Source organism: Novosphingobium resinovorum, from assembly GCF_001742225.1.
Taxonomy (GTDB): Bacteria; Pseudomonadota; Alphaproteobacteria; order Sphingomonadales; family Sphingomonadaceae; genus Novosphingobium; species Novosphingobium resinovorum_A.
Genome location: NZ_CP017075.1, coordinates 2,123,823 through 2,147,236 on the forward strand (window position 1 = coordinate 2,123,823; position 23,414 = coordinate 2,147,236).

The following is a 23,414-nucleotide window of genomic DNA, read 5'->3' on the forward strand; positions in this document are numbered from 1 at the left end:
GGCTCATGGGCTCAGCCCACTGCCGCCGACTGGATGCCGGTCACGATCGCACCCGCGCCGAACAGGATGAACACGCCGATGATCACGGTCGCGCCGAAGCGCCAGTTCATCCGGCCGGTCAGCATCATGAAACCGACGGCCGCCACCGCCATGACGGCAACCGCGGTCGCCACGTTGCCGAGCAGCGTGCCCTGCAGCCAGCCGAGTGCCGCGACGATGGGGCCGGAACCGGCAGGATCGGCCGCAACGGCCTGAGCATGGGCCAGCGAAGGCGAAAGCTGGGCCGCGACCACGGCTGAAACTGCGTAGAAGCAGCGCGCGAAACGGCTGCGAAGATGTGCGTATCGAATCACCATACCCTCCGTATGAGCGCGCAGTGCGCTAGCAGGATGACAGGTGTGTGACGACAGTGCTGCGAACGGATCGTAAATCTCGTCGCAGATGATGAACGGATGACGGTTTTATTTCAGAGGCATCCACGCGGCGCTTGGCTTTGTTTATATGCGCGCCGTCGTGGCTGCCGCGACCTCGAAGGGGAGCGGATCAAGCACTCGGGAAAAATTGGACAGGGCAAGCCTCGCAGAAAAGGGGCGCCCCTCTCGGAACGCCCCTCATCCCCATCGAAAAGAAGACCTCAGCGCGAAGCCATCCGGTTCGCCGCCAGCATGCCGCTGAGCGCGCGCCGCGCCGCGAAACGGGAATCGACCCAGCTGCCGTCAGCCAGTTCGAGATCGTAGCGCACCGGCGTGGATACGGCGGCGCGATAGGCGGAAAGGGCCTTGGCACTCGCACCGGCGCGGGCATAGGCGGCGCCCAGGTTGATCAGCGTGGCCGGATCATCGGATTTGGCCGCGCCGCCCGCTTCGAGCTTGCTGATGGCCTCCTGCGTGCGCCCCGAAGCAAGCTCGGTGTAGGCGACATCGTGCGCCTGCGGCGGCGCGGGCGTTTCCACGGCGAGTGAAAACGCGGACTGGCCCAGGAGGACGGCGGTGGCGAGGGCGGTAAGGGACATGGCGATTTCTCCCGTGAACTATGTCGGTATGCGTCCATCGTCCGCCCAAATCCGCTGCCCATCAAGAAAATGACGTTAGTGTCATAAAAATGCAATCAACCTGTGATCGCCTTACCCTGAGTCGACTCAATCGCAGCTAACTGCGGCTAATACGCAACGTCGTATTACCGTCGTATAAGTGCATATTACTGTCATCGTAATGCCAACAAAGCGTCACCCGTGAAGCCTAGACGCCTCGGTCAGCGAGGGGCGGAATCGTGATCGCCCCCGTTCGATCTGTTCGACCTGAACACGGGGGATTCATCGTGAAGAAAATTTCCGGTCTGCTGCTCATGGGCTGCAGCGCTCTCGCTCTCGCCGGCTGCGGCGCCGACGACATCGCCTCGCCCGGCAACGGCGGCGTGGTCGTCAATCCGAATCCGACCCCCACGCCGGCACCCACCCCGACGCCGGGCACCGGCACCGTGGTCGCTGCGGACAGCTGCCCGACCATCGCGGCTACCGGCGGCCTCACGAATGGCGGCGTGCTCCCCGGACCCGAGGGCACCTGGCGCATCTGCACCCTGCCCGCGCTGATCGACAAGAGCACCAGCCTGCCCAAGCTCGCCGGCGTGCTCTACCGCATCAACGGCCGCGTCGATGTCGGTTGCGACGGCGGTTTCAAGGCGCCGACCGCTGCGGCTCCCTTCACCACCACCACCGCGACCTGCGCCAGCCGCTCGCTCACGGCCGACACCAACGTCACCCTGACCATCGATCCGGGTGTCATCCTTTACGGCGAAAACACGTCCGAGGCCGCCTGGATCGCGGTCAACCGCGGCAACAAGATCAATGCCGAAGGCACCGCCGACAAGCCGATCATCTTCACCGCGCGCGAGAACGTCGTCGGCACGGCCAGTGAATCCACGAACGGCAAGTGGGGCGGCATCGTGCTGCTCGGCCGCGGCGTCGTGACCGACTGCAACTACGGCGCGACCAATGCCTCGCTCGCATCGCACACGTGCGAGCGCGACACCGAAGGTGCTGTTGCCAAGGCCGTCTTCGGCGGTATCGACAACACGTACAACGCCGGCATCATGAAGTATGTCCAGATCCGCTATTCGGGCTACCTGCTGAGCGATGGCAAGGAACTTCAGGCCCTGACCACCGAAGGCATCGGCAGCGGCACCACGCTGGACTACGTCCAGTCGGTGAACAGCTCGGACGACGGCATGGAGTTCTTCGGCGGCAAGGTGCAGTTCAAGCACTACATCGCCGTCAACGCCGACGACGACAGCCTCGACATCGACACGGGCCTCGAAGGCTACTTCCAGTACGTGCTCCTGCTGCAGAAGAGCGGCCAGGGCGACGCGCTGATGGAAATCGACACGGGCGGCAAGGAAGAGGAAACCCCCCGCCAGAAGACCATCGTCGCCAACTTCACCGCGATCCAGCCGGTGACCAGTTCGAACAACGAAGGCAGCGACAAGGCTTCTACGCTGATCCGCGGCAACTCGGACATCACCTGGGTCAACGGCATCATCAATACGCCGAACAACGAGTGCCTCAGCCTTCAGGGCACCGGCACGACCCCGGCCACGCTCAAGGCGTACAGCACGGTCATGACCTGTGGCACGCCCAAGTACATCGGCGGCGGTTCGTACAACGCGACCTCGGCGGCTGCCGTCTTCGGTTCGGGCAGCAACCTCAACAACGACGCCTTCACCTCGACGCTAACGAACACCTTCGTCAACGGTTCGGCGGAAAGCGGTGTCGCCGGGTACACCGGCCTCAAGGCGCTGTCCTCGTTCTTCGACCAGGTGACCTACATCGGCGCCGTCAAGGACGCCGCGGATGTCTGGTACAAGGGCTGGACCTGCGACACGGCTACCGCGCCGTTCGGCTCGGGCCAGGCCTGCACGGCGCTGCCCACCACCTGATCCGACCGCCCGCTGCATAACGAAAGGGGGGGCGGTCCATTCAGGCCGCCCCTTTCTTACGTATCCGATACTTGTTCCAGGGGGACATCCAATGACCAAGCCGCGGCTGATTTCGCTGCTGCTGCTCTCCACCGCGATGCTGGCGCCTTCGATCGCCGCCGCTCAGGAGAGCGCACCCACCACCACTGGCAACGCCAGCCCCGAAGCGCCGGCAATCGGCGACGAAAACGCGTCCGGTGGCGAGGAAGCGCCTGACGTCTCGATCCCGGGCGGCGCCATCATCGTCACCGGCCAGCGCAACCGCAACATCGAGCGCACCGCGCCGCAGGTCATCTCGGTGCTGTCGAGCGAGCAGATCGCCCGCACCGGCGAAGGCGACATCGCCGGCGCCCTCGGCCGCGTCACCGGCCTCTCGGTGGTCGGCAACGGCTACGTCTACGTGCGCGGCCTCGGCGACCGCTATTCGCTGGCGCTGCTCAACGGTTCGCCGCTGCCCAGCCCCGAGCCGCTCAAGCGCGTGGTCCCGCTCGACCTGTTCCCGACCAGCATCGTCGCATCCTCGCTGGTGCAGAAGAGCTATTCGGTGAACTTCCCCGGGGAATTCGGCGGCGGCGTCATCAACCTGACGACCAAAGCGATCCCGACCGAAAGTTTCCTCCAGATCGGCGGCGGCGTTACCTGGGACACCGAGAGCACCAACAAGCTCTCCTACGGCTATTACGGCAGCAAGACCGACTGGACGGGCTACGACAACGGCAACCGCTCGATCCCGTCGGCGCTACAGGACTATTTCAACAGCGGTACGGTCATCAACCCGGGCAGCACGCAGGCGCAGGAACTGGGCGGATCGCTCGTCACCAGCCGTAACGCGGTGCTGCAGCGGATCGACAAGACCCAGCCGAACTTCTCGGCGAGCCTTTCGGCCGGCACGTCGTTCGACCTGGGCGGCGCGACATTGGGCGTCATCGCCACCGGCGGTTACTCCAACTCGACCCAGACCAAGGCGATCCTGCGCCAGCGCGCGCAGGGCACCACCGCCAACCCGGAACAGCTCTGGGAAGACGGCAATGCGGTCAACACGGACAACCGCATCGTCGCCAACGCGCTCGTCACCGTCGGCCTGGAATGGGACGAGAACCAGATCCGCTGGACCAACGTCTATATCCACGACACCGACAAGCATTCCAGCCTGAGCATCGGCAAGCGCAACAACAACCGCACCGCCGACTACATGGACCAGACGACCGCGTGGTATGAACGCCAACTCATCGACACGCAGCTGGTCGGCGAGTTCAAGCCGGACGACAAGACCTCGATCGACGTGCGTGTGGGTTATGCCAATTCGAAGCGCCTCGCGCCCTTCGAAATCGAGGCCCAGTACCTTCGCACCAATGCGGCGGCAGATCCTTATGGCGACATGTTCGTCAACCGCCTCGGCAACGGCAACCAGGATCCCACCAACGTCACGTTCTCGCGCCTGAACGAGAACGTGTGGTCGGCGGGCCTCGACGTCTCGCACCGTTTCTTCGATGGATGGACCGGTACGGTCGGCTATGCCTACCAGCTCAACGCACGCACCAATTCGCGCCGTTCGTTCGCGATCTTTGCGAGCGGGGATCCCGAGTTGATCTCCGGCTTCGGCACGCTGCGTCTCGACTACCTGCTCCAGCCGGGCATGTGGGCCCTCGGCAACAACGGCGTCGATTACAGCCTGCAGCTGCGCGAGCCGGGAGCCAGCGTGGCGAACTTCGATTCGCGCCTGCTCAACCACGCCTATTACGGCAAGATCGACGGCCAGCTCACCGATACCCTGTCGTTCGATGCGGGCGTGCGCTGGGAATGGGCAAAGGAAACCACCATCCTGCGTCCGATCGGTGGCACCGCCAGCCAGCCGACCGCGCTGAAGAACGAATACTTCCTGCCCGGCGGCACGCTGACCTGGGAAGTCCAGCCCGGCATGCAGGTTCGCCTGAACGCCTCGAAGACGATCGCGCGCCCGCAGTTCCGCGAGCTGCTGTATCAACCGTACTTCGATCCGGACACCAACCGCTCCTACCAGGGCAACCCGTTCCTCACCGACAGCAAGCTGACCAACGTGGAGGGCCGCGCCGAATGGTACTTCGCACCGGAGCAGCGTTTCGCGTTCGGCGCCTTCTGGAAGCGGATCGACAAACCGATCGAATCGTTCCTGACCGGGCCTGAGGCGTTCATCACCTCGTATGCCAACGCCCCCAAGGCCGACCTCTACGGTGCCGAGGCCGAAGTGCAGAAGTACGTGTATCTCGATGGCATGGGCAAGTTCTTCACGGATCGCCGCCTCGTCCTGATCGGCAACTACACCTACACCAAGTCGAAGCTGAAGGTCGGTGCCAGTGACACGGTACGCGTCTACGGCGCGGGCACCGGCGCCTCGCTGGCGAGCGACTATTTCCGCGACGGCGCGCCGCTGACCGGCCAGTCGGAGCACATCGCCAACGTCCAGATCGGCCTTGAGGATACGCAGAACCTGTCGCAGCAGACGATCCTGCTCAACTACGCGAGCAAGCGTGCGGTCAGCCGCGGCCTTGCCAATTCGAACCAGCCCGACATCTTCGAGTATCCCGGCTTCACCATCGACGTGGTGATCCGCCAGGGCATCATGATCGGCGACAAGCAGATCGAACTGAAGGCCGAAGGGCGCAACCTTACCGGTCGCGGCCACTTCGAATACCAGCAGTTCGACGATGGGCGGGTGAACTACAACACTTACGACGTGGGCCGGATGTTCTCGCTCTCGGCATCGATCACTTTCTAAGCCGTCTTTTCCGGGGAGGCACCTGCCCTCCCGACGGCAACCTCATGGCCCGGTCGCCCAGCGACCGGGCCTTTCTTTTTGCGCTTCCCAAAACGGCAGAACATCGGTAAGCGCGGGTCCGTCATCTGGGGAGTAGCCGCCCGCGCATTTTGCGGGACCTGCCGTCAACACACTTGGTCGAGAGGCCATGGCGCGCAGGAGGACGTTTCCAAACGTCCGGGCGAGACCAATGACGCATGCGGTTTCGCTCGGCCGGGCGGATTCCGAATGCGTCGTTGCGTTTCGTTTCCGCCCGGCCCGGAGTACCATGACCTTGGAAGCCCTGCTCGCATCGACCGCTGTGGTCGCCCTCGCCGAGATCGGCGACAAGACCCAGCTTCTCGCCATCGTCCTCGCCACGCGCTTCAAGCGGCCCTGGCCGATCGTGGCGGGCATCTTCGTGGCGACGATCGCCAACCACTTCCTCGCCGCCCTCGTGGGCGAGCAGGCGGCCGCCTTCCTCGACGGGCAGTGGTTCCGCTACCTCGTCGCCGCCAGCTTCATCCTGATGGCTGGCTGGACGCTGATCCCCGACAAGTTCGACGAAGACGAGGAAGCCAAGCCCAGCCGCTTTGGCCCCTTCCTGGCGACCGCCATCGCCTTCTTCCTGGTCGAGATGGGCGACAAGACCCAGATCGCCACGATCGCGCTGGGTGCCCGCTTCCAGAGCGTGGTGCCGGTGATGATGGGCACCACCATCGGCATGATGATCGCCAACGTGCCGGCGGTGTTCCTCGGCAATGCCCTCATCAAGAAGGTGCCGCTGAACGTCGTGCGTACGGTGGCGGCGCTGCTGTTCCTGGTGATCGGCCTGTGGCTGCTCGCACAGACGGCGGGCCTGCTGGGCTGAAACGCAAAAGGGGCCGCGGCAAGGCGGCCCCTTTATGATTGCGTCGGTTGATGCCGATGGGGCTTCGACAGGCTGCGCCTGACCCTTCGACAAGCTCAGGGTGAGCGGGAGGTAGAGTAAGTCTCCCAATTCCGCTCAGGCTGAGCTTGTCGAAGCCCCTTCAGCCCAGGCCTTACGCCACGTCCATCGCATAGCCCGCCGCGCGCACGGTGCGGATCGGATCCGTCTCGCCGTCGCGGTTGATCGCCTTGCGCAGGCGGCGGATGTGAACGTCCACCGTGCGCTCGTCGATATCCGAGTCCATGCCCCAGACGCCGTCGAGGATCTGCTGGCGCGAGACCACGCGGTTCGGACGTTCCATGAAATAGCGCAGCAGGCGGAACTCGGTCGGACCCAGATGCAGCGCCTCGCCGCCGCGACGCACGCGGTGGCTGGTGGCGTCGAGTTCGATATCCCCCCACGACAGCACGCTGCCCGCCAGCGACGGCCGCGCGCGGCGCAGCAGCGCTTCGATGCGGGCCATCAGTTCGCGCGGGGAGAACGGCTTGGTGACATAGTCGTCAGCGCCGGTCTTGAGGCCGCGGATCATGTCCTCTTCCTCGCCGCGCGCGGTGAGCATGATGATCGGGACCGAGGCGGTTTCCTTGTCCTTGCGCAGCTGGCGGCAAACCTCGATGCCGGGCACCTGCTCGATCATCCAGTCGAGCACGATGGCATCGGGCGTCTGCTCGCGCACCATGACGAGGGCTTCCTCACCGTCGGGCGTGGAACGCACGTCGTAGCCTTCGGCCGAGAGGTTCCAGGTCAGCAGTTCGCTGAGGGCGACGTCGTCTTCGACGACGAGGATCGAGGCCGCGCTCACGACAGCATTCCCGAGCTGGTATCATCCGTCAAAGAGTCACGCTCCGTGCAGTACTCGCCGGTCGCGGCGTAATAGACCATCTCCGCCACGTTGGTGGCATGGTCGCCGATGCGCTCCAGGTTGCGGGCGATGAAGAGAAGCTGCGCGGCGCTGGTGATCGTCGCGGGGTTCTCCATCATGTGCGTCAGCAGCGAGCGGAACAGCGTGTTGTAGAACTGGTCCAGCTTCTGGTCGCGCTTGATGACCTCCACCGCCAGCTGCGCATCGCGCGAGCCGTAGGCGTTCAATACATCGCGCACCATGGACTCGGCGATCTCGGCCATGGCCGGGACCAGCGTTACCGGGTCGATCTTGGTGCGGCCTTCCAGCGCATTGACGCGCTTGGCGATATTCTTGGCATAGTCGCCGATGCGCTCGATCACGCCCGAGATCTTGAGCGCGGCGATGACGTCGCGCAGATCGTCGGCCATGGGAGCACGCAGCGCGATGGTACGCACGGCGAGGCGGTCCACCTCGGCCTCCAGCGCATCCAGCTTGGCGTCGGCGGCGACGACTTGTGCGGCGAGTTCCTCGTCATGATGGACGAGCGCGGTGATGGCGTCGCGGATGGCGACTTCGGCGAGCCCGCCCATCTCGGCGACGAGGCCGCGAAGCTGCCCGATCTCGGAGTCGAAGGCCTTGACGGTATGGTCTACCATGGCGTGTCCCTGCTTATGCCAACACTCAGCCGTAGCGGCCGGTGATGTAGTCCTTGGTGCGCGTTTCGCGCGGATTGGTGAAGATCTGGTCGGTCTCGCCGTATTCCACCATGCTGCCGAGGTGGAAGAAGGCGGTGCGCTGCGACACGCGCGCGGCCTGCTGCATCGAGTGGGTGACGATGACGATGGCGAAGCTCTCCTTCAGCTCGTCGATCAGTTCCTCGATGCGCGCGGTGGCGATCGGGTCGAGCGCGGAACACGGCTCGTCCATGAGGATGACTTCGGGGCTGACGGCGATGGCGCGCGCGATGCACAGGCGCTGCTGCTGGCCACCCGACAGCGCGGTGCCGGCGTCGGTCAGGCGATCCTTGACCTCTTCCCAGAGGCCCGCCTTGGTCAGCGCGTTCTCGACGATGCGGTCCATGTCCGACTTCGCGCTGGCGAGGCCGTGGATGCGCGGGCCGTAGGCGATGTTCTCGTAAATCGACTTGGGGAACGGGTTCGGCTTCTGGAACACCATGCCGACGCGGGCGCGCAGGGCGACCGAGTCCATGGTGGACGCATAGATGTCCTCGCCGTCCAGCAGGATCTGGCCGTCGACGCGGGCGCCGGCGATCGTGTCGTTCATGCGGTTGAGGGTGCGCAGGAACGTCGACTTGCCGCAGCCCGAGGGGCCGATGAAGGCAGTGACGATCCCGTTGTCGATGTCGATCGAGACGTCGTTGATCGCCTTCTTCTGTCCGTAGAAGACGTCGACGTTGCGGGCGGTGATCTTGGCTTCGGTCATGGTTCTACCAGCGGACTTCGAATTTGTTTCGAAGGTAAATGGCGATGCCGTTCATGGCGAGCAGGAAGACCAGCAGCACGATGATGGCGGCGGAAGTGTTCTGGACGAAAGCCTTGTCGATTTCGTCGGACCACAGGAAAATCTGCATCGGCAGCACGCTCGACGGGGCGGTCAGGCTGTCGGGCGGGGTGACGACGAAGGCGCGCATGCCGATCATCAGCAGCGGCGCGGTTTCACCCAGCGCGCGGGCCATGCCGATGATGGTGCCGGTCAGGATGCCCGGCAGCACGAGCGGCAGGACGTGGTGGAACGTCGTCTGCACCTTGCTCGCACCGATGCCGTAGGCGGCCTCGCGGATCGAGGGCGGGACCGCCTTGATCGCGTTACGGCCCGAGATGACGATGACCGGCATGGTCATCAGCGCCAGCGTCAGACCGCCGACCAGCGGCGACGAACGCGGCATCTGGAAGGTGTTGATGAACACCGCCAGACCCAGCAGGCCGAAGATGATCGAAGGCACGGCGGCGAGGTTGTTGATCGACACCTCCACCCACTCGATCCACTTCTTCTTGGGCGCGAACTCTTCCAGATAGATCGCGGCGAGCACGCCCATCGGGAAGCTGAGCAGCAGCGTCACCATCATGGTGAGCAGCGAGCCCTTGGCCGCCCCCCACACGCCAGCCGCGCTGGCATCGGTGGAGTCCGAGCCCGAAAGGAAATCCCAGTCGAGACCGCCGAGGCCGTTCTTTAGCATGATGACGAGCAGCAGCGCCAGGAAACCGAGGCTCAGGACAATCGCGCCGAGGCCGATCACCTTGAACCGCTTCTCCGCGGCGTGGCGCTTCGCGAGGCGGCGGACCGCCTCGGGCGAATTCCAGTCTGACTTACTCATAGGCTTCGCGGAACCGCTTCACGACGCGCAGGGCGACGATGTTGAGGATGAGGGTGACGATGAACAGCACCAGGCCCAGCGCGAAGGCCGACAGCGTCTTGGGGCTGTTGAACTCCTGGTCGCCGGTCAGCATCTGGACGATCTGGTAGGTCACCGTGGTCATCGAGGCGAACGGGTTCGCCGAAAGGTTGGCGGCGGCACCGGCGGCCATGACGACGATCATCGTCTCGCCGATGGCGCGGCTGATCGCCAGCATCACGCCCGCGACGATGCCGGGCAGCGCGGCGGGCAGCAGCACCTTCTTGATCGTCTCCGAGCGGGTGGCGCCAAGGGCCAGCGAACCGTCGCTCATCGCGCGGGGCACCGCGGCCAGCGCGTCGTCGGCCATCGAGGAGACGAAGGGGATGATCATCACGCCCATCACCAGACCTGCGGCCAGCGCGCTTTCGGTGGAGGGGTTCTGCATGCCGATCGAGGCGGCGAAGTCGCGGATCAGCGGGGCGACGGTCAGCGCCGCGAAGTAGCCGTAGACCACGGTGGGAATGCCCGCCAGAATCTCCAGCATCGGCTTCACCCACTTGCGCACGTCGCGCGTGGCGTACTGGGTCAGATAGATGGCGCTCATCAGGCCGAGCGGGATCGCGACGACCATGGCGATGATCGCGCCGATGTAGATCGTGCCCCAGAACAGCGGCACCGCGCCGAAGTTGTTGTTGATGTTGTCGCCCATCGTGCTCGCCGGCGACCAGTGGGTGCCGGTGAGGAAGGCGATCGGCGACACGTCCTTGAAGAACATGCCCGCCTCGAACACGAGCGAGGCGACGATGCCGAAGGTTGTCAGGATCGCCAGCAGCGAAGCCGCCAGCAGCACGCCCAGCACCAGCCGCTCGACGTGGGTGCGCGCCTTGAAATCCGGGCGGATGCGCGTGAAGCCGAAGGCGCCGCCCGCAAAGGCGACGATCAGCACGATCACCGCGCCGATCAGGCCGAACTTCACTTGCGCCTGCCGGAACGGCTCGACCAGCGCCTGCGCCTCCGGGTTGAAGGCGACGGCATTGGGATCGGAGGCGATGGTCTGCGCCTCGGCGACGATGGCGCCCAGCTGGAACGGGTCGGTCGGCAGGCCATGCGCGGCGGGGGTGGCGAAGACCGCGCCTTGGACGAGGCCGGGCATCACCGCCTGCCATACCAGCCAGGCGACCAGCGCCGGGACGACGATCCACAGCGCCAGATGCCAGCCGTGATAGGCGGGCATCGAGTGCATCGATCCCCGGCCGGTATAGAGCAGCCGCGCCCGGCCGCGCGCGGCGAACCAGCCGACAAGGCCGAGGCCGAGGACGGCCAGGAGAACTCCGGTGAGTATCATGTCTGGCCGCCCGGCCCTTTCCTCAAGTGCTTACTTCAGCTCGGCAGGGTCGAGCGGGGTCATGTTCGCGACGATGTCGGCGCTTTTCTTGCGCACGTCGTCCGGCGAAATGACCATGCCCTTCTTCTGGGCCAGGCCATCGGGGCCCCACGACTTCACCCACTCGGCGACGTAGCCCTGCAGGCTCTTGATCGGCGCGAGGTGCTGCTTCTTCACGTAGATGTAGAGCGGACGCGCACCAGGGTAGGAATAGTCCGAGATCGTCGCGTAAGTCGGCGTCACGCCCGACATCGGGATACCCTTCAGGCTGTCCGGGTTCTCTTCGAGGAACGAGTAGCCGAAGATGCCGACGGCCTTGGGGTTCTGCGAGATTTTCTGGACGATCAGGTTGTCGTTCTCGCCGGCGTCCACATAAGGGCCATCCTCGCGAATGTCGTGACAGACTGCCTCGTACTTGTTCTTGTCGCTGTCCTTGAGCGCCTTGGTGGCGGCATCGGTCTTGCAACCGGCCTCGAGGATCAGTTCCTTGAGCGCGTCACGCGTGCCGGAGGTCGAGGGCGGGCCGTAGACGAGGATCGGCTCGGCGGGGAGCGACGGATTGACGTCCTTCCAGGTCTTGGCGGTGTTGGGCTTGCCGAAGGGGTTGGCCGCCAGCGCCTTGTAGATGTCGGTCGGGGTCAGCTGGAAGCCGGGGCCGCTCTTCGATTCGGCGAAGGCGATACCGTCGATGCCCACTTGGATCTCGACGATCTCCTTGACGCCGTTCTTCTGGCATTCCTCGTACTCGGACTTCTTCATCCGGCGCGAGGCGTCCTCGATGTCGGGGTGCTGGGCGCCGACGCCGGCGCAGAACAGCTTCATGCCCGCGCCCGTGCCGGTCGATTCGATGACCGGCGACTTCACGCCAGCAGCCTTGGCGTAGCCTTCCGCAACCGCAGTGGCGAACGGGTAGACGGTCGAGGAACCGACGGCGCGCACGAAATCGCGCGAACCGGCCGAGGAACCACCCGAACCACCGCAAGCACTGAGAGCGGCAAGCGAGACGGCGGCGAAAATGAAAGTCTTGGTCGTACGCATTGATAAACCCCTTGGGCTTCTATCCTGGGACGCCCCTATTGGGCTTCAATGACACTTCCATGACAAAAAGATGACATCGTTGCGCGGCCTGATAAAATTGCCCGTCCCAACGGTGCCCAGGCGGCCGTTTCCCCGCCATGCCCGGACGGGTTTTGCCCGACCTTGCAGATACATGCGCTTGAACGGGGTCTACGAGTGAGCGCAACCGATGGCAAGCACGTCGATGAAAGCGCTTTGCCGCCTTCGAATCGCCCTGACGCATCAGGGCGCGCATCGGTCGAAGACGCAAGCACCTGTCATTATTTTGCAACGTTCTCGCACCGAAACCTTCCGTAACGCCGCAAAAACGGCCCCATCCGCCGGCGGAATGCGAGAAGCTGTCTCGGAAATGTCATTTAACCGTCATTTTGAGGACATACTGGCCACCTGCAAGACACCCGATTCCTTGCGAGAGAAACCGACGCCGATGCGCACATTTGCTGCCGGAACCGCCATGGCCCTCGTCATGACAACCATGGCCGTGCCTGCCTTTGCACACCCCGCGAACGGGGAGGACGCCGAAGCGCTGCGTGCCGAGGTCCGGGCTCTTCGCGCTCGGCTCGAAGCCCTGGAACGCCGACTTGGTTCGACACCGGACGTGCAGACCGCAGCAACGGACCCCGCCACACGGCAGACCAACACCTCGGCGCCCATTCTCGCCGCCACGACCGATCCGATTGTGAAGTCCGACGACGAAACCGCAATCGCATGGAAGGGCAGTCCGCAATTCACGCAAGGCGGCAAGGCCTTCAAGGTCAAGGGCCGCATCCAGGCCGATGCCGGATTCGTTTCCGTCCCCGGGGGACTCGACGACCGGGGACTGGGTTTCTCCAGCGAGATGCGCCGCCTGAGGCTTGGCGGCGAGGGATCGCTGGCCCGCAATCTCTCGTACAAACTGGAGTTCGAGCTTTCCGACAACGCGGTGGACCTCGTCGATACCTTCATCACGTACAGGAACGGGCCGTGGCAGGTGCAGATTGGCAACCAGAATGCGTTCTGGTCGCTCGACGAACTGACCGGCGACACCTCGGGCAGCGTCATGGAGCGGGCTGCCTTCACCGACGCCTTCAACTTCGAGCGCCGCCTCGGCCTTGGCATGCAGTACGGCAAGGGTCCGTGGATCGCGCAGTTGGGCGTGTTCACCGACGATCCGAGTTCGCTCGCCAATTCCAGCGACGGGGTCAACGGCGGGGACGAGAACAACAGCTATTCGGTCGATGGACGGCTGGTGTTCGCGCCCAGGCTGGGCGAGATCCAGCTGCATCTGGCAGGCTCGGCGCACTGGCGCCGGCTCGGGCGTCTCGCCGAGGCAAGCACCCGCTATCGGCAGCGTCCCTATGCCCACGGCACCAACACCCGCCTGATCGGCACGCCCGCGATGAATGTCGAGGACGAGACGATGTACGGCGCGGAAATGGCGGCGATCTCCGGCCGCTGGTGGGGCGCGGCGGAATACTACCACCTCGCCGCCGACCGCGTGGGCCTGCCAACCGTGGGCTTCCAGGGGGCCTACGGCGAAGTCGGCTATTTCCTCACCGAGGGCGATTCGCGCGGGTACAAGGGCGGCATCTTCACGACCAACGCGCCTGCCCATCCGCTCGACAAGGACGGCCCCGGCTCGATCCAGGTGGCGCTGCGCTACGACTGGCTGGACCTCAACGACCGCGACATTCGCGGCGGCACGCAGAACGGCTATATCGCCGCACTGGTGTGGTCGCCGATCCAGTACCTGCGCTTCAACGTCAATTACGCGCTGATGCGCTATAACGGAGCGGCGGCGCTGCCCTCGGGCGAGCGCAGCTACGATGCCAACGTGGTGGGCACGCGCTTCGAGCTTGATTTCTGAGACTGGGTGACGCTGTGCGCCGAGGGGGCTTCGACAAGCTCAGCCTGAGCGGAATTGGGAAGTTTACCCTGCCTCCGCTCATCCTGAGCTTGTCGAAGCTCCCTCGGCCGTATCTTACTCTCCCTTGAGCGGCAGCATCAGCGAGGCGGTGGTGCCGATGCCCTGCCGGCTCTCGATGTCGAAGCGGCCGCGGTGGCGCTCGACGATATGCTTGACGATCGACAGGCCCAGCCCGGTTCCGCCCACCGCGCGGCTGCGACTGGTATCGGCGCGGTAGAAGCGCTCGGTCACGCGCGGCAGGTGTTCGGGGCCGATGCCCTCGCCCTCGTCGCGCACGGTGACGAGCACCCAGCCGGTGCTGGCGGCCTCCACGGACACTTCCACGGGGCCTTCGGGCTTCGCATACTTGCGCGCATTGTCGATGAGATTGCGCAGGACCTGCGAAAGCTGGCCGCGATCGCCCGCGATGACCGCTTCGGATTGGTTGGCCCGGACATGGACTTCCATCGTGCCCTTGAATTCGCCCGCCACTTCATGCGCCAGTGCGACGACATCGACGGTGTCAGAAGGCGCCTCGTGCTTCACCGCCTCGATCCGCGAAAGCGACATGAGGTCCGAAATCAGCGCCTGCATCCGCTGCGCCTCGTGGCGGATGGTGCCGAGGAACCGGTTGCGCAGCCCCTCGTCGCCGCCCGCCTTGGGGTTCATCAGCGTCTCGCAATAACCGATGACGTTGGCGAGCGGGGTACGCAGTTCGTGGCTGGCATTGGCGACGAAATCGGCGTGGGACTTGGCCACGCTGACCCGCTCCGACAAGTCATAGAGACTGACCAGCCGCTCGTAGAGGCCGACGACCTTGCAGTCGACTTCCCACACCGACCCGCCGGTGGACAGCCCCTTGACCCGCGCCGAACCGCCCTCGTCGCTGAGAATCGCGGCGACCGCGCGCGGCTCGCGAATGGCGATGCGCACGTCCTGCCCGACGATATGGGCGCCCAGCAGTGCCTTCGCCGCGCTGTTGGCGAAGCGCACCTGCCCCCGCACGATCATCATCGCGGGGGTCTGGAGATGTTCGAGGAGGTGGACGCCCTCGATGCTCATGCCTGTAATGCTCCTGAGGTCGCGGTGGGTGTGCGCCGAAGATTCAAATCCGCGCGTGACATGGTTCCAAGACACTATTGTTGCAACATTCGTATTCACCAACGCCGGAAATGACATTTCCGTGTCCATTCGCCCCTCGGCGAGTTTGGAAAACGTGCTTGCATGCCTTCAGCGCCCTAGCGCTCGGCGGCGGCCTTTGTTATGGCGCAACCGCATGGCGGTCCGCCCACAAGTGGACATGACGCCGTGCAGCCTTGAGAACAATCATCAACGGCTGCGAGGAGGAGCGCGGTCGTCCGGTGGAAAGGGTACCGTGACGCAATTCACTTCCGATCGCCTGCTCCTCTTCGGCGCCACGGGCGATCTTTCACGCAGGATGCTCCTCCCCTCGCTTTGCGCGCTCGACGCGGAAGGCCTGCTGGGTCCTGACATCGAAATCATCGGCACGGCCCGGTCGGACATGGACGACCAGGGCTTCCGCAACTTCGCGCGCGAATCGCTGGAGCAGTTCCTGCCCGCCGGTCGCCGAGGCAGCCTGGCGCAGTTCCTCAACCGACTGAGCTACCAGCCGCTCGACGCCAATGACATCGACAGCTTTCACGCGCTGGCCGAGAAGGTGGGCACCCCGAAGCAGGGCCTTTCGATCTTCCTGTCCACTGCGCCCAGCCTGTTCGAACCGACCATCCACGGTCTGGAGAAGAGCGGCCTTGCCAGCGGCAACGTGCGCATCGGGCTCGAAAAGCCGCTCGGGGTGGACCTCGCATCGAGCAAGGTCATCAATGACGCGGTGGCCAGCGCCTTCCCCGAGGACCGGATCTTCCGGATCGACCACTATCTCGGCAAGGAGACGGTGCAGAACATCCTGGCGCTGCGCTTCGCCAACCTGATGTTCGAGCCGCTGTGGAACGCCGCGCACATCGACCACGTGCAGATCACCGTGGCCGAGACCGTGGGCCTCGAATCGCGCGTCGCCTATTACGACGACAGCGGCGCCCTGCGCGACATGGTGCAGAACCACATGCTCCAGTTGCTCGCGCTCGTGGCGATGGAGCCGCCGGTTTCGTACAATGCCACCTCGATCCGCAACGAGAAGGTCAAGGTCCTTCACTCGCTGCGCAAGGTGAAGCCCGAGGAAACCGTCACCGGCCAGTACCGCGCAGGCGCGATCACCGGCAAGGCCGTGCCCGGCTATGATGAAGAACTCGGCAAGGATTCGAACACCGAAACCTTCGTCGCGATCAAGGGCTTCATCGACAACTGGCGCTGGCAGGGCGTGCCCTTCTACATGCGCACCGGCAAGCGCCTGCCCAAGCGCACGACCGAGATCGTCGTGCAGTTCCGCGACGTGCCGCACTCGATCTTCCACGGTCGCGGCGCGAAGACGGTGCCCAACCGCCTCGTCATCGGCATCCAGCCGGAAGAGAACATCACCCTCTCGCTCATGGCCAAGGTGCCCGGGCTGGACCGCGACGGCTACGGCCTGCGCTCGGTGCCGCTGGCGATCACCCGCCCCGACGCCTTCGCCGACCACCAGCGCCGCATCGCCTACGAACGCCTGCTGCTCGACCTCATCGAAGGCGACCAGACCCTGTTCGTGCGCCGCGACGAAGTGGAAGCCCAATGGGAATGGATCGACGCGATCCGCTCCGGCTGGGAGGAACAGGCGCAGGAGCCCAAGACTTACACTGCCGGAAGCTGGGGGCCGTCCGCCGCGATCGCCCTCGCCGAACGTGACGGAGTAACCTGGCACGAGTGACCTCGTGCCAGCACCGAAGTTTGCTTGAGCAGGCCCATACGGGCCGGAATATAGCGATTGACACCGGTTACCGTCCCGCGCACATGCGGGGCGGGAAGAAGCCGGATGTCGCGAAAGACCAGGAGTAGACCATGACCAACCTCCACCCGGTGGTCGCGCGCGTCACCGATCGTATCATCGAACGGTCGAAGGACAGCCGCGCGCGCTATCTCGACATGATCGCCCGCGAGACGGACCGCCATTCCGACCGCAGCTTCCTCTCGTGCTCCAACCTCGCGCACGGCTTCGCCGCCTCGGGCGAGGACAAGGCGACGATCGCCGGGAACAAGGCGGTCAACCTCGGCATCGTCACCGCCTACAACGACATGCTCTCGGCGCATCAGCCTTATGGCCGCTACCCCGAGCAGATGAAGCTGTTCGCGCGTGAAGTGGGCGCCACGGCCCAGGTCGCGGGCGGCGTGCCCGCCATGTGCGACGGCGTAACGCAGGGCTTCGACGGCATGGAGCTGTCGCTGTTCAGCCGCGACGTCATCGCGCTGTCCACCGGCGTCGCCCTGTCCCACGCGATGTTCGACGGCATGGCGCTGCTGGGCATCTGCGACAAGATCGTCCCCGGCCTCGTCATCGGCGCGCTGCGCTTCGGCCACCTGCCCGCGATCTTCGTGCCGTCCGGCCCGATGCCCACCGGCATCTCCAACAAGGAGAAGCAGAAGGTCCGCCAGCTCTACGCCGAAGGCAAGGTCGGCCGCGAGGAACTGCTCGCCAGCGAAAGCGCCAGCTATCACTCGCCGGGCACCTGCACCTTCTACGGCACCGCCAACTCCAACCAGATGATGATGGAGATGATGGGCCTGCACATGCCGAACGCCGCGTTCGTGCCGCCGAACACCCCGCTGCGCACCGCGCTGACCCGCTCGGCCACGCACCGTCTGGCGGCGATGACCCGCAAGGGCGAGGACTATCGCCCGATGGCCAAGGTCGTCGACGAGAAGGCGATCGTCAACGCCATCGCCGGTCTGCTCGCCACCGGCGGCTCGACCAATCACGCGATCCACCTGCCCGCCATGGCGCGCGCGGGCGGCATCCTGATCGACTGGCAGGACTTCGACGAGCTTTCGGGCGTGGTCCCGCTCATCACCCGCGCCTATCCCAACGGTTCGGGCGACGTGAACCACTTCCACGCGGCGGGCGGCATGGCCTGGGTGATCCGCGAGCTGCTCGACAGCGGCCTCGCCCACCGGGACATCCTGACCGTGGCCGAAGGCGGCATGAGCGCTTACGCGGACGAGCCGGTGATGGTCGATGGCGAACTCGGCTGGACCCCCGCCCCGGCGGTCAGCGGCGACGACACGATGCTGCGCCCGGTCTCCAACCCGTTCCTGCCCGATGGCGGCATGCGTCTGGTGGACGGCAACCTGGGCCGCGGCACCTTCAAGACCAGCGCGGTCGATGCCGAACGCTGGACGATCGAGGCCCCGTGCCGCGTGTTCGACGATCAGGAAGGCGTGGCGAAGGCGTTCAAGGCCGGTGAGCTGGACAAGGACGTGATCGTCGTCGTCCGCTTCCAGGGCCCGCGCGCCAACGGCATGCCCGAGCTGCACAAGCTGACCCCGCCGCTGGGCGTCCTGCAGGATCGCGGCCACAAGGTCGCGCTCGTGACGGACGGGCGCATGTCGGGCGCTTCGGGCAAGGTGCCCGCCGCCATCCACGTCACCCCGGAAGCCTTCGCAGGCGGCCCGCTGGCGTACCTGCGCGATGGCGATATCGTGCGTCTCTCGGCAGAGGACGGCACGATCTCCACCACCGCCGACCTTTCGGGCCGCGAACCCGCGCCGACCCCGCCGCCCGCGATGGGCACCGGCCGCGAACTCTTCGCGATGTTCCGCATCAACGCGTCGAGCGCCGAACACGGCGGTTCGTCGATGCTGGAGGTTGCCGGGCTGTGACGACGGAAATCGTAGCCGTCGACATCGGCGGCACTCACGCCCGCTTCGCCATCGCCACTATCGGCGATGACGGCCGGATCACGCTTGGCGAACCCGCCACCCTGCACACCAAGGACCACGGCAGCTTCCAGCTGGCGTGGGAGGCGTTCCGCGCCATGAACGGCGGCACCCTGCCCGATGCCGTCGCCATGTCGGTGGCGGGCCCGGTCGGCAACGAGGTCATCAAGTTCACCAACAATCCCTGGATCCTGCGCCCCGCGAAGATCCAGGAGATGCTTGGCCCCACGCGCCAGACCATCATCAACGACTTCGCGGCCGTCGCCCACGCCGTCGCCTGCGCGGACGAGAGCGACTTCCTCTATCTGACCGGCCCGGACGAGGCACTGCCCGCATCGGGCACGCTCAGCATCCTCGGCCCCGGCACCGGCCTTGGCGTGGCGCACCTCTACCGCGATGGGAAGGGCAGCTACCACGTCCAGGCGACCGAAGGCGGCCACACCGACTACGCCCCGCTCGACCAGATCGAGGACGCCATCCTCGCCCGCCTGCGCAAGCGCCACACCCGCGTCTCGGTGGAGCGCGTCGTCTCCGGCCCGGCCATCGTCGATATCTACGCGACGCTGGCCGCGATGGAGCACAAGGCGATCCACGAACTGACCGACGTGCAGATCTGGACCGCCGCCGCGGAAGGCACGGACAGCCTTGCCGTCGCCGCCGTGGACCGTTTCTGCCTCGCGCTCGGCGCGGCGGCGGGCGACTGCGCGCTGGCGCAGGGCGCCAGCGGCGTCGTCATCGCCGGTGGCCTTGGCTACCGCATCCGCGAGACCATCAAGACCTCGGGCTTTGCCGAGCGGTTCCGCGCCAAAGGCCGCTTCGCCGGCCTGATGGCCACCCTGCCCGTCAAGCTCATCACTCATCCGCAGCCCGGCCTGTTCGGCGCAGCGGCCGCCTTCGCAAGGGAGCACCTCCAGTAATGACTACCGTATCCGAAGCCGTCGAAAAGGTCATGCGCCTCGCCCCGGTGATCCCGGTTTTGGTCATCGAGGACATCGAGCACGCCCTGCCGATCGCCGAGGCGCTCGTCGCCGGTGGCCTGCCCGCGCTGGAGGTGACGCTGCGCACCGAATGCGCGATCGAGGCGATCAAGATCATGAAGCAGGTCCCCGGCGCCGTCGTCGGCGCGGGTACGGTGCTGACGCCTGACGACCTCAAGCGTTCGATCGACGCGGGCGCCGAATTCATCGTCTCGCCCGGCCTGACGCCGAATCTGGCCGAAGCCGCCTACAAGTCGAAGATCCCCTTCCTTCCCGGCACCGCCAACGCCAGCGACGTGATGTTCGCGCTGGAATGCGGGTTCGATCGCCTGAAGTTCTTCCCGGCGATGGCAGCTGGCGGCCCGCCCGCGCTGAAGGCGATCTCCGCCCCGCTGATGGCCGCGAAGTTCTGCCCGACCGGCGGCGTCACTCCGCAGAACGCGCCCGAATGGCTGGCGCTGGACGCGGTGATCTGCGTCGGTGGCAGCTGGATGGTCCCCAAGGGCAAGCCGGACGTCGCCAAGATCGAGGCCGAAGCACGCCTCGCAGCGGGCCTCGCCCGCTGATGGCGGTCGGGTCGGGCCAGTTGGCGCTGGGCACCGTCGATGCTCTCGACGCCCGCCTCAAGGAGCTGCACAAGCTCACGGCGGTGACGCCGCTGTTCAACCCGGTGTTCCAGCTTGGGCTGGAACTGTCGCGGGCACTGGAAAACGGCGAGATGTCCCTCGACGACATCGAGGCGCTCGTTTCCGAAATGGACTGCGAGGGGCTGCGCGCCCGCGCTTCCCGGCTCGACCGCATTCTCGGCACCATGCCCATCGCGGAGAACGACAAGGCGCTCGACGCCCTTGCCGCCAAGACCGCCGATGACGACGACTTCACCGCCTTCGCCGTGCGTTGGCAGCGCCCGGCCGCGCACGTCGTCTTCACCGCGCACCCGACCTTTCTGCTGACCGCCGCGCAGACCGAAGCCGTCACCACGTCCGCCTCCAACGGCGATTTCAGCGTGGCCTCGGTCTGCGTCGCCTCGCCTGCGCGCGACACGATCACGCTCGATTCCGAGCATGAAGCCGCCATGACGGCGATGGCGCGCGGCCAGAAGGCGCGTGATCGCATCAACGCCCGCCTGTTCGACCTTGCCGCCGCCCGCTGGCCGAAGCGCTGGAAGGGCCTGAACCCGATGCCGGTGCGCTTCGCCCACTGGGTCGGCTACGACATGGACGGCCGCACCGACATCTCGTGGTCCACCTCGATCCGCTACCGGCTGGAGGAAAAGGCCCAGCGTCTGGCCGGTTACGCCGAGGCGCTGGAGCAGGCCGCACCGGAAATCGCGGCGCAGCTCTCCCGCGCCCACGCCCACACCGCAGAGGCCGTGGCCGCGTTCAGGCAGGATCTCACCGATCCCGAGGCGCTGTCCGCCGCCGCCAACGGCCTCACCGCCGAGCACGCCGACAAGATCGTCAGCCTCGAAACCATCATCACCCGGCTTGAGGACGAGGCCCGCCACGCCGATCAGGAGCAGGCCCGCGCCCTCCTCGTCACCGCCGCCGCGATGCGCGCCGACGGCCTCGGCATGGGCGGCATCCACTTCCGCGTGAACGCCTCGCAGCTGCAGAACGCGATCCGCCGCCGCATCGATCCGGACGGCAAGCTCAGCCTTGCCAGTCAGGCCGCGCTGGTGCGCATGCGCGAGCTGCTGGCCGAAGTGAAGCCGCTCAAGTCCAACTTCGCCGCGCTCGCGATCGAGAACAGCACCGCCGTGCGCCAGTTCCTCGCGATGGCGCAGATCCTCGGCCACATCGACGCCGACGCGCCGATCCGCATGCTGGTCGCCGAGTGCGAGGAGCCGACCACCGTGCTTGCCGCGCTCTATTTCGCGCGCATGTTCGGGATCGACGAGAAGGTCGACGTCTCCCCGCTGTTCGAGACCGAAACCGCGCTGGAACACGGCGGCCGCTTCCTCGACGCGGTGCTGGCCGAGCCCGCCTACCGCGACTACGCAAGGCGGCGTGGCCGCGTCTCAATCCAGACCGGCTTCTCCGACGCAGGCCGCTTCGTCGGTCAGGTGCCTGCCGCGCTAGCCATCGAACGCCTGCAGGGCCGACTGTCGGAAGCCATGGCCGCCAACGGCTTGTCAGACGTCTGCGCGCTGATCTTCAACACCGGCGGCGAATCGATGGGTCGCGGCTGCCACCCCTCCAGCATCGACGACCGGTTCGACTGGCAGATGTCGCCCTGGGCCCGCCGCCGCTTCCTGCGTGCAGGGATCAGGCTGGAGCCCGAAGTCAGCTTCCAAGGCGGCGACGGCTACCTCTGGTTCGGCTCGGACGAACTGGCGCTGGCCACCCTCACCCGCATGGCCGAGCGCCCGCTGTGGGATGCCGACGTCAACGTGCCGACGGACCTGTTCTATCGCCGCACCGACCTCAGCCTCGACTTCTACCGCGCAATCCGCTCGGTCCAGCATGAGCATCTGGAAAGCTCGACCTACAGCCGCGCGATCACCGCGTTCGGCCTCGGCCTGCTGAACGATACTGGCAGCCGCAAGTCGCGCCGCCAGTCTGACCTTGCCTCCGACCGCTCGATGAACCTGCGCCAGATTCGCGCGATCCCGCATAACGCGATCCTGCAGCAGCTGGGTTACCCGGTGAACGTGATCGCCGGCATCGGCACGGCGGCGGACGGAAACCGCGAGGAAATCGCCGGGCTCCTGCGCGAATCCGCACGCGGCCGCCAGATCGTGCGCCTTGCCCGCGCCGCCAATGCGCTGGCCTCGATCAAGACCGTCTCGGCTTATGGCGAGCTGTTCAACTCGGCCTACTGGGCCAGCCGCCCCTATCGCGGTGGTGAGGAGAACATCGCCGACGCCTGCCTCAAGCTGGCCGAGTACCTGACCAAGGACGACCGTGCCGGGGTCTACCGCCGCCTTGCCTCGCGCCTGCGTGTCGATGCGCTGAAGCTGCACCGCCTGCTCGATCTCGTCCCGGACGAGGCCCCGCAGGCCGACCGCGAGCATACGCGCCGTTCGCTCGGCGTGCTCCATGCGCTGCGCATCGCGCTGTTCCAGCACATGTTCCTGCGCTCGGTGATGACCCCGCAGTTCAGCCGCGCCAACGACATCAGCCGCGACGACGTGCTGGAGATGTTCTTCACCCTGCGCGTCGAGGACGGCCTGGCCCAGCTGCGCCGCGCCTTCCCGGTGCATTTCCCCTCGATCAGCGACTTCGCGGTGGACGCCCCCAGCGACTACCCGGATTCCAGCGCGACGGGCTATGCGCAGATCCACAAGGACTTCATCGACCCGATCGCGCGGTCCTATGCGTTGTCGTTGCGGATCACCACCGCGCTGGCGAACGAGTTCGGCGCGCACGGGTGATGGGGATTTGAGGGCGTGGT

18 protein-coding genes and 1 riboswitch are annotated in these 23,414 nt (G+C 65.9%); of the genes, 9 read left to right on the forward strand and 9 right to left on the reverse strand.

The window, feature by feature from the left end; translation table 11 throughout:
- Positions 1-11 precede the first annotated feature (11 nt).
- Together BES08_RS09910 and BES08_RS09915 are read right to left on the reverse strand one after the other, a co-directional pair.
- Complete coding sequence (locus BES08_RS09910; RefSeq protein WP_008831074.1) at positions 12-356, reverse strand: TrbC/VirB2 family type IV secretion system protein; 345 nt, start codon at positions 354-356, stop codon at positions 12-14.
- Positions 357-634: 278 nt separating this feature from the next.
- Positions 635-1,012, reverse strand: a complete 378-nt coding sequence (locus BES08_RS09915; RefSeq protein WP_008830130.1) for a hypothetical protein — start codon at positions 1,010-1,012, stop codon at positions 635-637.
- A gap of 305 nt (positions 1,013-1,317) precedes the next feature.
- Here BES08_RS09915 and BES08_RS09920 point away from each other — a divergent pair, with 305 nt between their 5' ends.
- From BES08_RS09920 to BES08_RS09930, 3 genes are all read left to right on the forward strand, one after another.
- Positions 1,318-2,931, forward strand: coding sequence for a beta-helix domain-containing protein (locus tag BES08_RS09920; protein ID WP_069708206.1), 1,614 nt, complete (start codon positions 1,318-1,320; stop codon positions 2,929-2,931).
- A gap of 91 nt (positions 2,932-3,022) precedes the next feature.
- Positions 3,023-5,725: a TonB-dependent receptor domain-containing protein gene (locus BES08_RS09925; RefSeq protein ID WP_069708207.1), complete on the forward strand. Its 2,703-nt coding sequence runs from the start codon at positions 3,023-3,025 to the stop codon at positions 5,723-5,725.
- 107 nt (positions 5,726-5,832) lie between these two features.
- Positions 5,833-6,032, forward strand: a riboswitch (yybP-ykoY riboswitch).
- 6 nt (positions 6,033-6,038) lie between these two features.
- On the forward strand, positions 6,039-6,614 hold the full coding sequence (locus BES08_RS09930) for a TMEM165/GDT1 family protein (protein ID WP_069709213.1): 576 nt from the start codon (positions 6,039-6,041) through the stop codon (positions 6,612-6,614).
- A 172-nt stretch (positions 6,615-6,786) separates the two neighbouring features.
- Here BES08_RS09930 and phoB read toward each other — a convergent pair whose 3' ends face one another.
- Genes phoB through BES08_RS09960 form a run of 6 tightly spaced genes read right to left on the reverse strand, consistent with a single transcriptional unit; the run spans position 6,787 to position 12,296 of the window.
- Entirely contained in the window at positions 6,787-7,476 is a 690-nt protein-coding gene (gene phoB / locus BES08_RS09935; RefSeq protein WP_008828293.1) for a phosphate regulon transcriptional regulator PhoB, read from the reverse strand.
- Entirely contained in the window at positions 7,473-8,174 is a 702-nt protein-coding gene (phoU, locus tag BES08_RS09940; protein ID WP_008828292.1) for a phosphate signaling complex protein PhoU, read from the reverse strand. The genes phoB and phoU overlap by 4 nt, the downstream gene beginning before the upstream one ends.
- A gap of 25 nt (positions 8,175-8,199) precedes the next feature.
- Positions 8,200-8,961, reverse strand: coding sequence for a phosphate ABC transporter ATP-binding protein PstB (gene pstB, locus BES08_RS09945; protein ID WP_008828291.1), 762 nt, complete (start codon positions 8,959-8,961; stop codon positions 8,200-8,202).
- Between the two features lie 4 nt (positions 8,962-8,965).
- The gene (gene pstA / locus BES08_RS09950) at positions 8,966-9,853 is read right to left on the reverse strand and encodes a phosphate ABC transporter permease PstA (protein WP_069708208.1); all 888 of its coding nucleotides are present in this window, start codon (positions 9,851-9,853) and stop codon (positions 8,966-8,968) included.
- Positions 9,846-11,219: a phosphate ABC transporter permease subunit PstC gene (gene pstC / locus BES08_RS09955; RefSeq protein WP_008828289.1), complete on the reverse strand. Its 1,374-nt coding sequence runs from the start codon at positions 11,217-11,219 to the stop codon at positions 9,846-9,848. Before pstC ends, pstA begins: the two co-directional genes overlap by 8 nt.
- A gap of 30 nt (positions 11,220-11,249) precedes the next feature.
- Entirely contained in the window at positions 11,250-12,296 is a 1,047-nt protein-coding gene (locus BES08_RS09960) for a substrate-binding domain-containing protein (protein WP_008828288.1), read from the reverse strand.
- 466 nt (positions 12,297-12,762) lie between these two features.
- Here BES08_RS09960 and BES08_RS09965 point away from each other — a divergent pair, with 466 nt between their 5' ends.
- Entirely contained in the window at positions 12,763-14,181 is a 1,419-nt protein-coding gene (locus tag BES08_RS09965; RefSeq protein WP_069708209.1) for an OprO/OprP family phosphate-selective porin, read from the forward strand.
- Positions 14,182-14,295: 114 nt separating this feature from the next.
- Here the strand turns inward: BES08_RS09965 and BES08_RS09970 are convergent, their stop codons facing one another.
- Positions 14,296-15,282, reverse strand: coding sequence for a sensor histidine kinase (locus tag BES08_RS09970; protein WP_008828286.1), 987 nt, complete (start codon positions 15,280-15,282; stop codon positions 14,296-14,298).
- Between the two features lie 313 nt (positions 15,283-15,595).
- Here BES08_RS09970 and zwf point away from each other — a divergent pair, with 313 nt between their 5' ends.
- The 5 genes from zwf to BES08_RS09995 all read left to right on the forward strand — a co-directional run bounded on the left by zwf (position 15,596) and on the right by BES08_RS09995 (position 23,394).
- Positions 15,596-17,038, forward strand: a complete 1,443-nt coding sequence (gene zwf / locus BES08_RS09975; RefSeq protein WP_008828285.1) for a glucose-6-phosphate dehydrogenase — start codon at positions 15,596-15,598, stop codon at positions 17,036-17,038.
- 131 nt (positions 17,039-17,169) lie between these two features.
- Positions 17,170-18,984, forward strand: coding sequence for a phosphogluconate dehydratase (edd, locus tag BES08_RS09980; RefSeq protein WP_008828284.1), 1,815 nt, complete (start codon positions 17,170-17,172; stop codon positions 18,982-18,984).
- Positions 18,981-19,958 (forward strand): glucokinase, encoded by a 978-nt coding sequence (gene glk, locus BES08_RS09985; RefSeq protein WP_008828283.1) that lies wholly within the window; start codon positions 18,981-18,983, stop codon positions 19,956-19,958. The genes edd and glk overlap by 4 nt, the downstream gene beginning before the upstream one ends.
- On the forward strand, positions 19,958-20,584 hold the full coding sequence (gene eda, locus BES08_RS09990) for a bifunctional 4-hydroxy-2-oxoglutarate aldolase/2-dehydro-3-deoxy-phosphogluconate aldolase (protein ID WP_008828282.1): 627 nt from the start codon (positions 19,958-19,960) through the stop codon (positions 20,582-20,584). Before glk ends, eda begins: the two co-directional genes overlap by 1 nt.
- Complete coding sequence (locus tag BES08_RS09995) at positions 20,584-23,394, forward strand: phosphoenolpyruvate carboxylase (protein WP_008828281.1); 2,811 nt, start codon at positions 20,584-20,586, stop codon at positions 23,392-23,394. The genes eda and BES08_RS09995 overlap by 1 nt, the downstream gene beginning before the upstream one ends.
- Positions 23,395-23,414: the final 20 nt, after the last annotated feature.

What these genes read in the sequence shown, in the direction of transcription:
- BES08_RS09910 (WP_008831074.1), bottom strand. Translation starts at nt 356, where the DNA reads ATGGTGATTCGATACGCACATCTTCGCAGCCGTTTCGCGCGCTGCTTC.
- BES08_RS09915 (WP_008830130.1), bottom strand. Translation starts at nt 1,012, where the DNA reads ATGTCCCTTACCGCCCTCGCCACCGCCGTCCTCCTGGGCCAGTCCGCG.
- BES08_RS09925 (WP_069708207.1), top strand. Translation starts at nt 3,023, where the DNA reads ATGACCAAGCCGCGGCTGATTTCGCTGCTGCTGCTCTCCACCGCGATG.
- phoU (WP_008828292.1), bottom strand. Translation starts at nt 8,174, where the DNA reads ATGGTAGACCATACCGTCAAGGCCTTCGACTCCGAGATCGGGCAGCTT.
- pstB (WP_008828291.1), bottom strand. Translation starts at nt 8,961, where the DNA reads ATGACCGAAGCCAAGATCACCGCCCGCAACGTCGACGTCTTCTACGGA.
- pstA (WP_069708208.1), bottom strand. Translation starts at nt 9,853, where the DNA reads ATGAGTAAGTCAGACTGGAATTCGCCCGAGGCGGTCCGCCGCCTCGCG.
- pstC (WP_008828289.1), bottom strand. Translation starts at nt 11,219, where the DNA reads ATGATACTCACCGGAGTTCTCCTGGCCGTCCTCGGCCTCGGCCTTGTC.
- BES08_RS09960 (WP_008828288.1), bottom strand. Translation starts at nt 12,296, where the DNA reads ATGCGTACGACCAAGACTTTCATTTTCGCCGCCGTCTCGCTTGCCGCT.
- BES08_RS09965 (WP_069708209.1), top strand. Translation starts at nt 12,763, where the DNA reads ATGCGCACATTTGCTGCCGGAACCGCCATGGCCCTCGTCATGACAACC.
- BES08_RS09970 (WP_008828286.1), bottom strand. Translation starts at nt 15,282, where the DNA reads ATGAGCATCGAGGGCGTCCACCTCCTCGAACATCTCCAGACCCCCGCG.
- edd (WP_008828284.1), top strand. Translation starts at nt 17,170, where the DNA reads ATGACCAACCTCCACCCGGTGGTCGCGCGCGTCACCGATCGTATCATC.
- eda (WP_008828282.1), top strand. Translation starts at nt 19,958, where the DNA reads ATGACTACCGTATCCGAAGCCGTCGAAAAGGTCATGCGCCTCGCCCCG.
- BES08_RS09995 (WP_008828281.1), top strand. Translation starts at nt 20,584, where the DNA reads ATGGCGGTCGGGTCGGGCCAGTTGGCGCTGGGCACCGTCGATGCTCTC.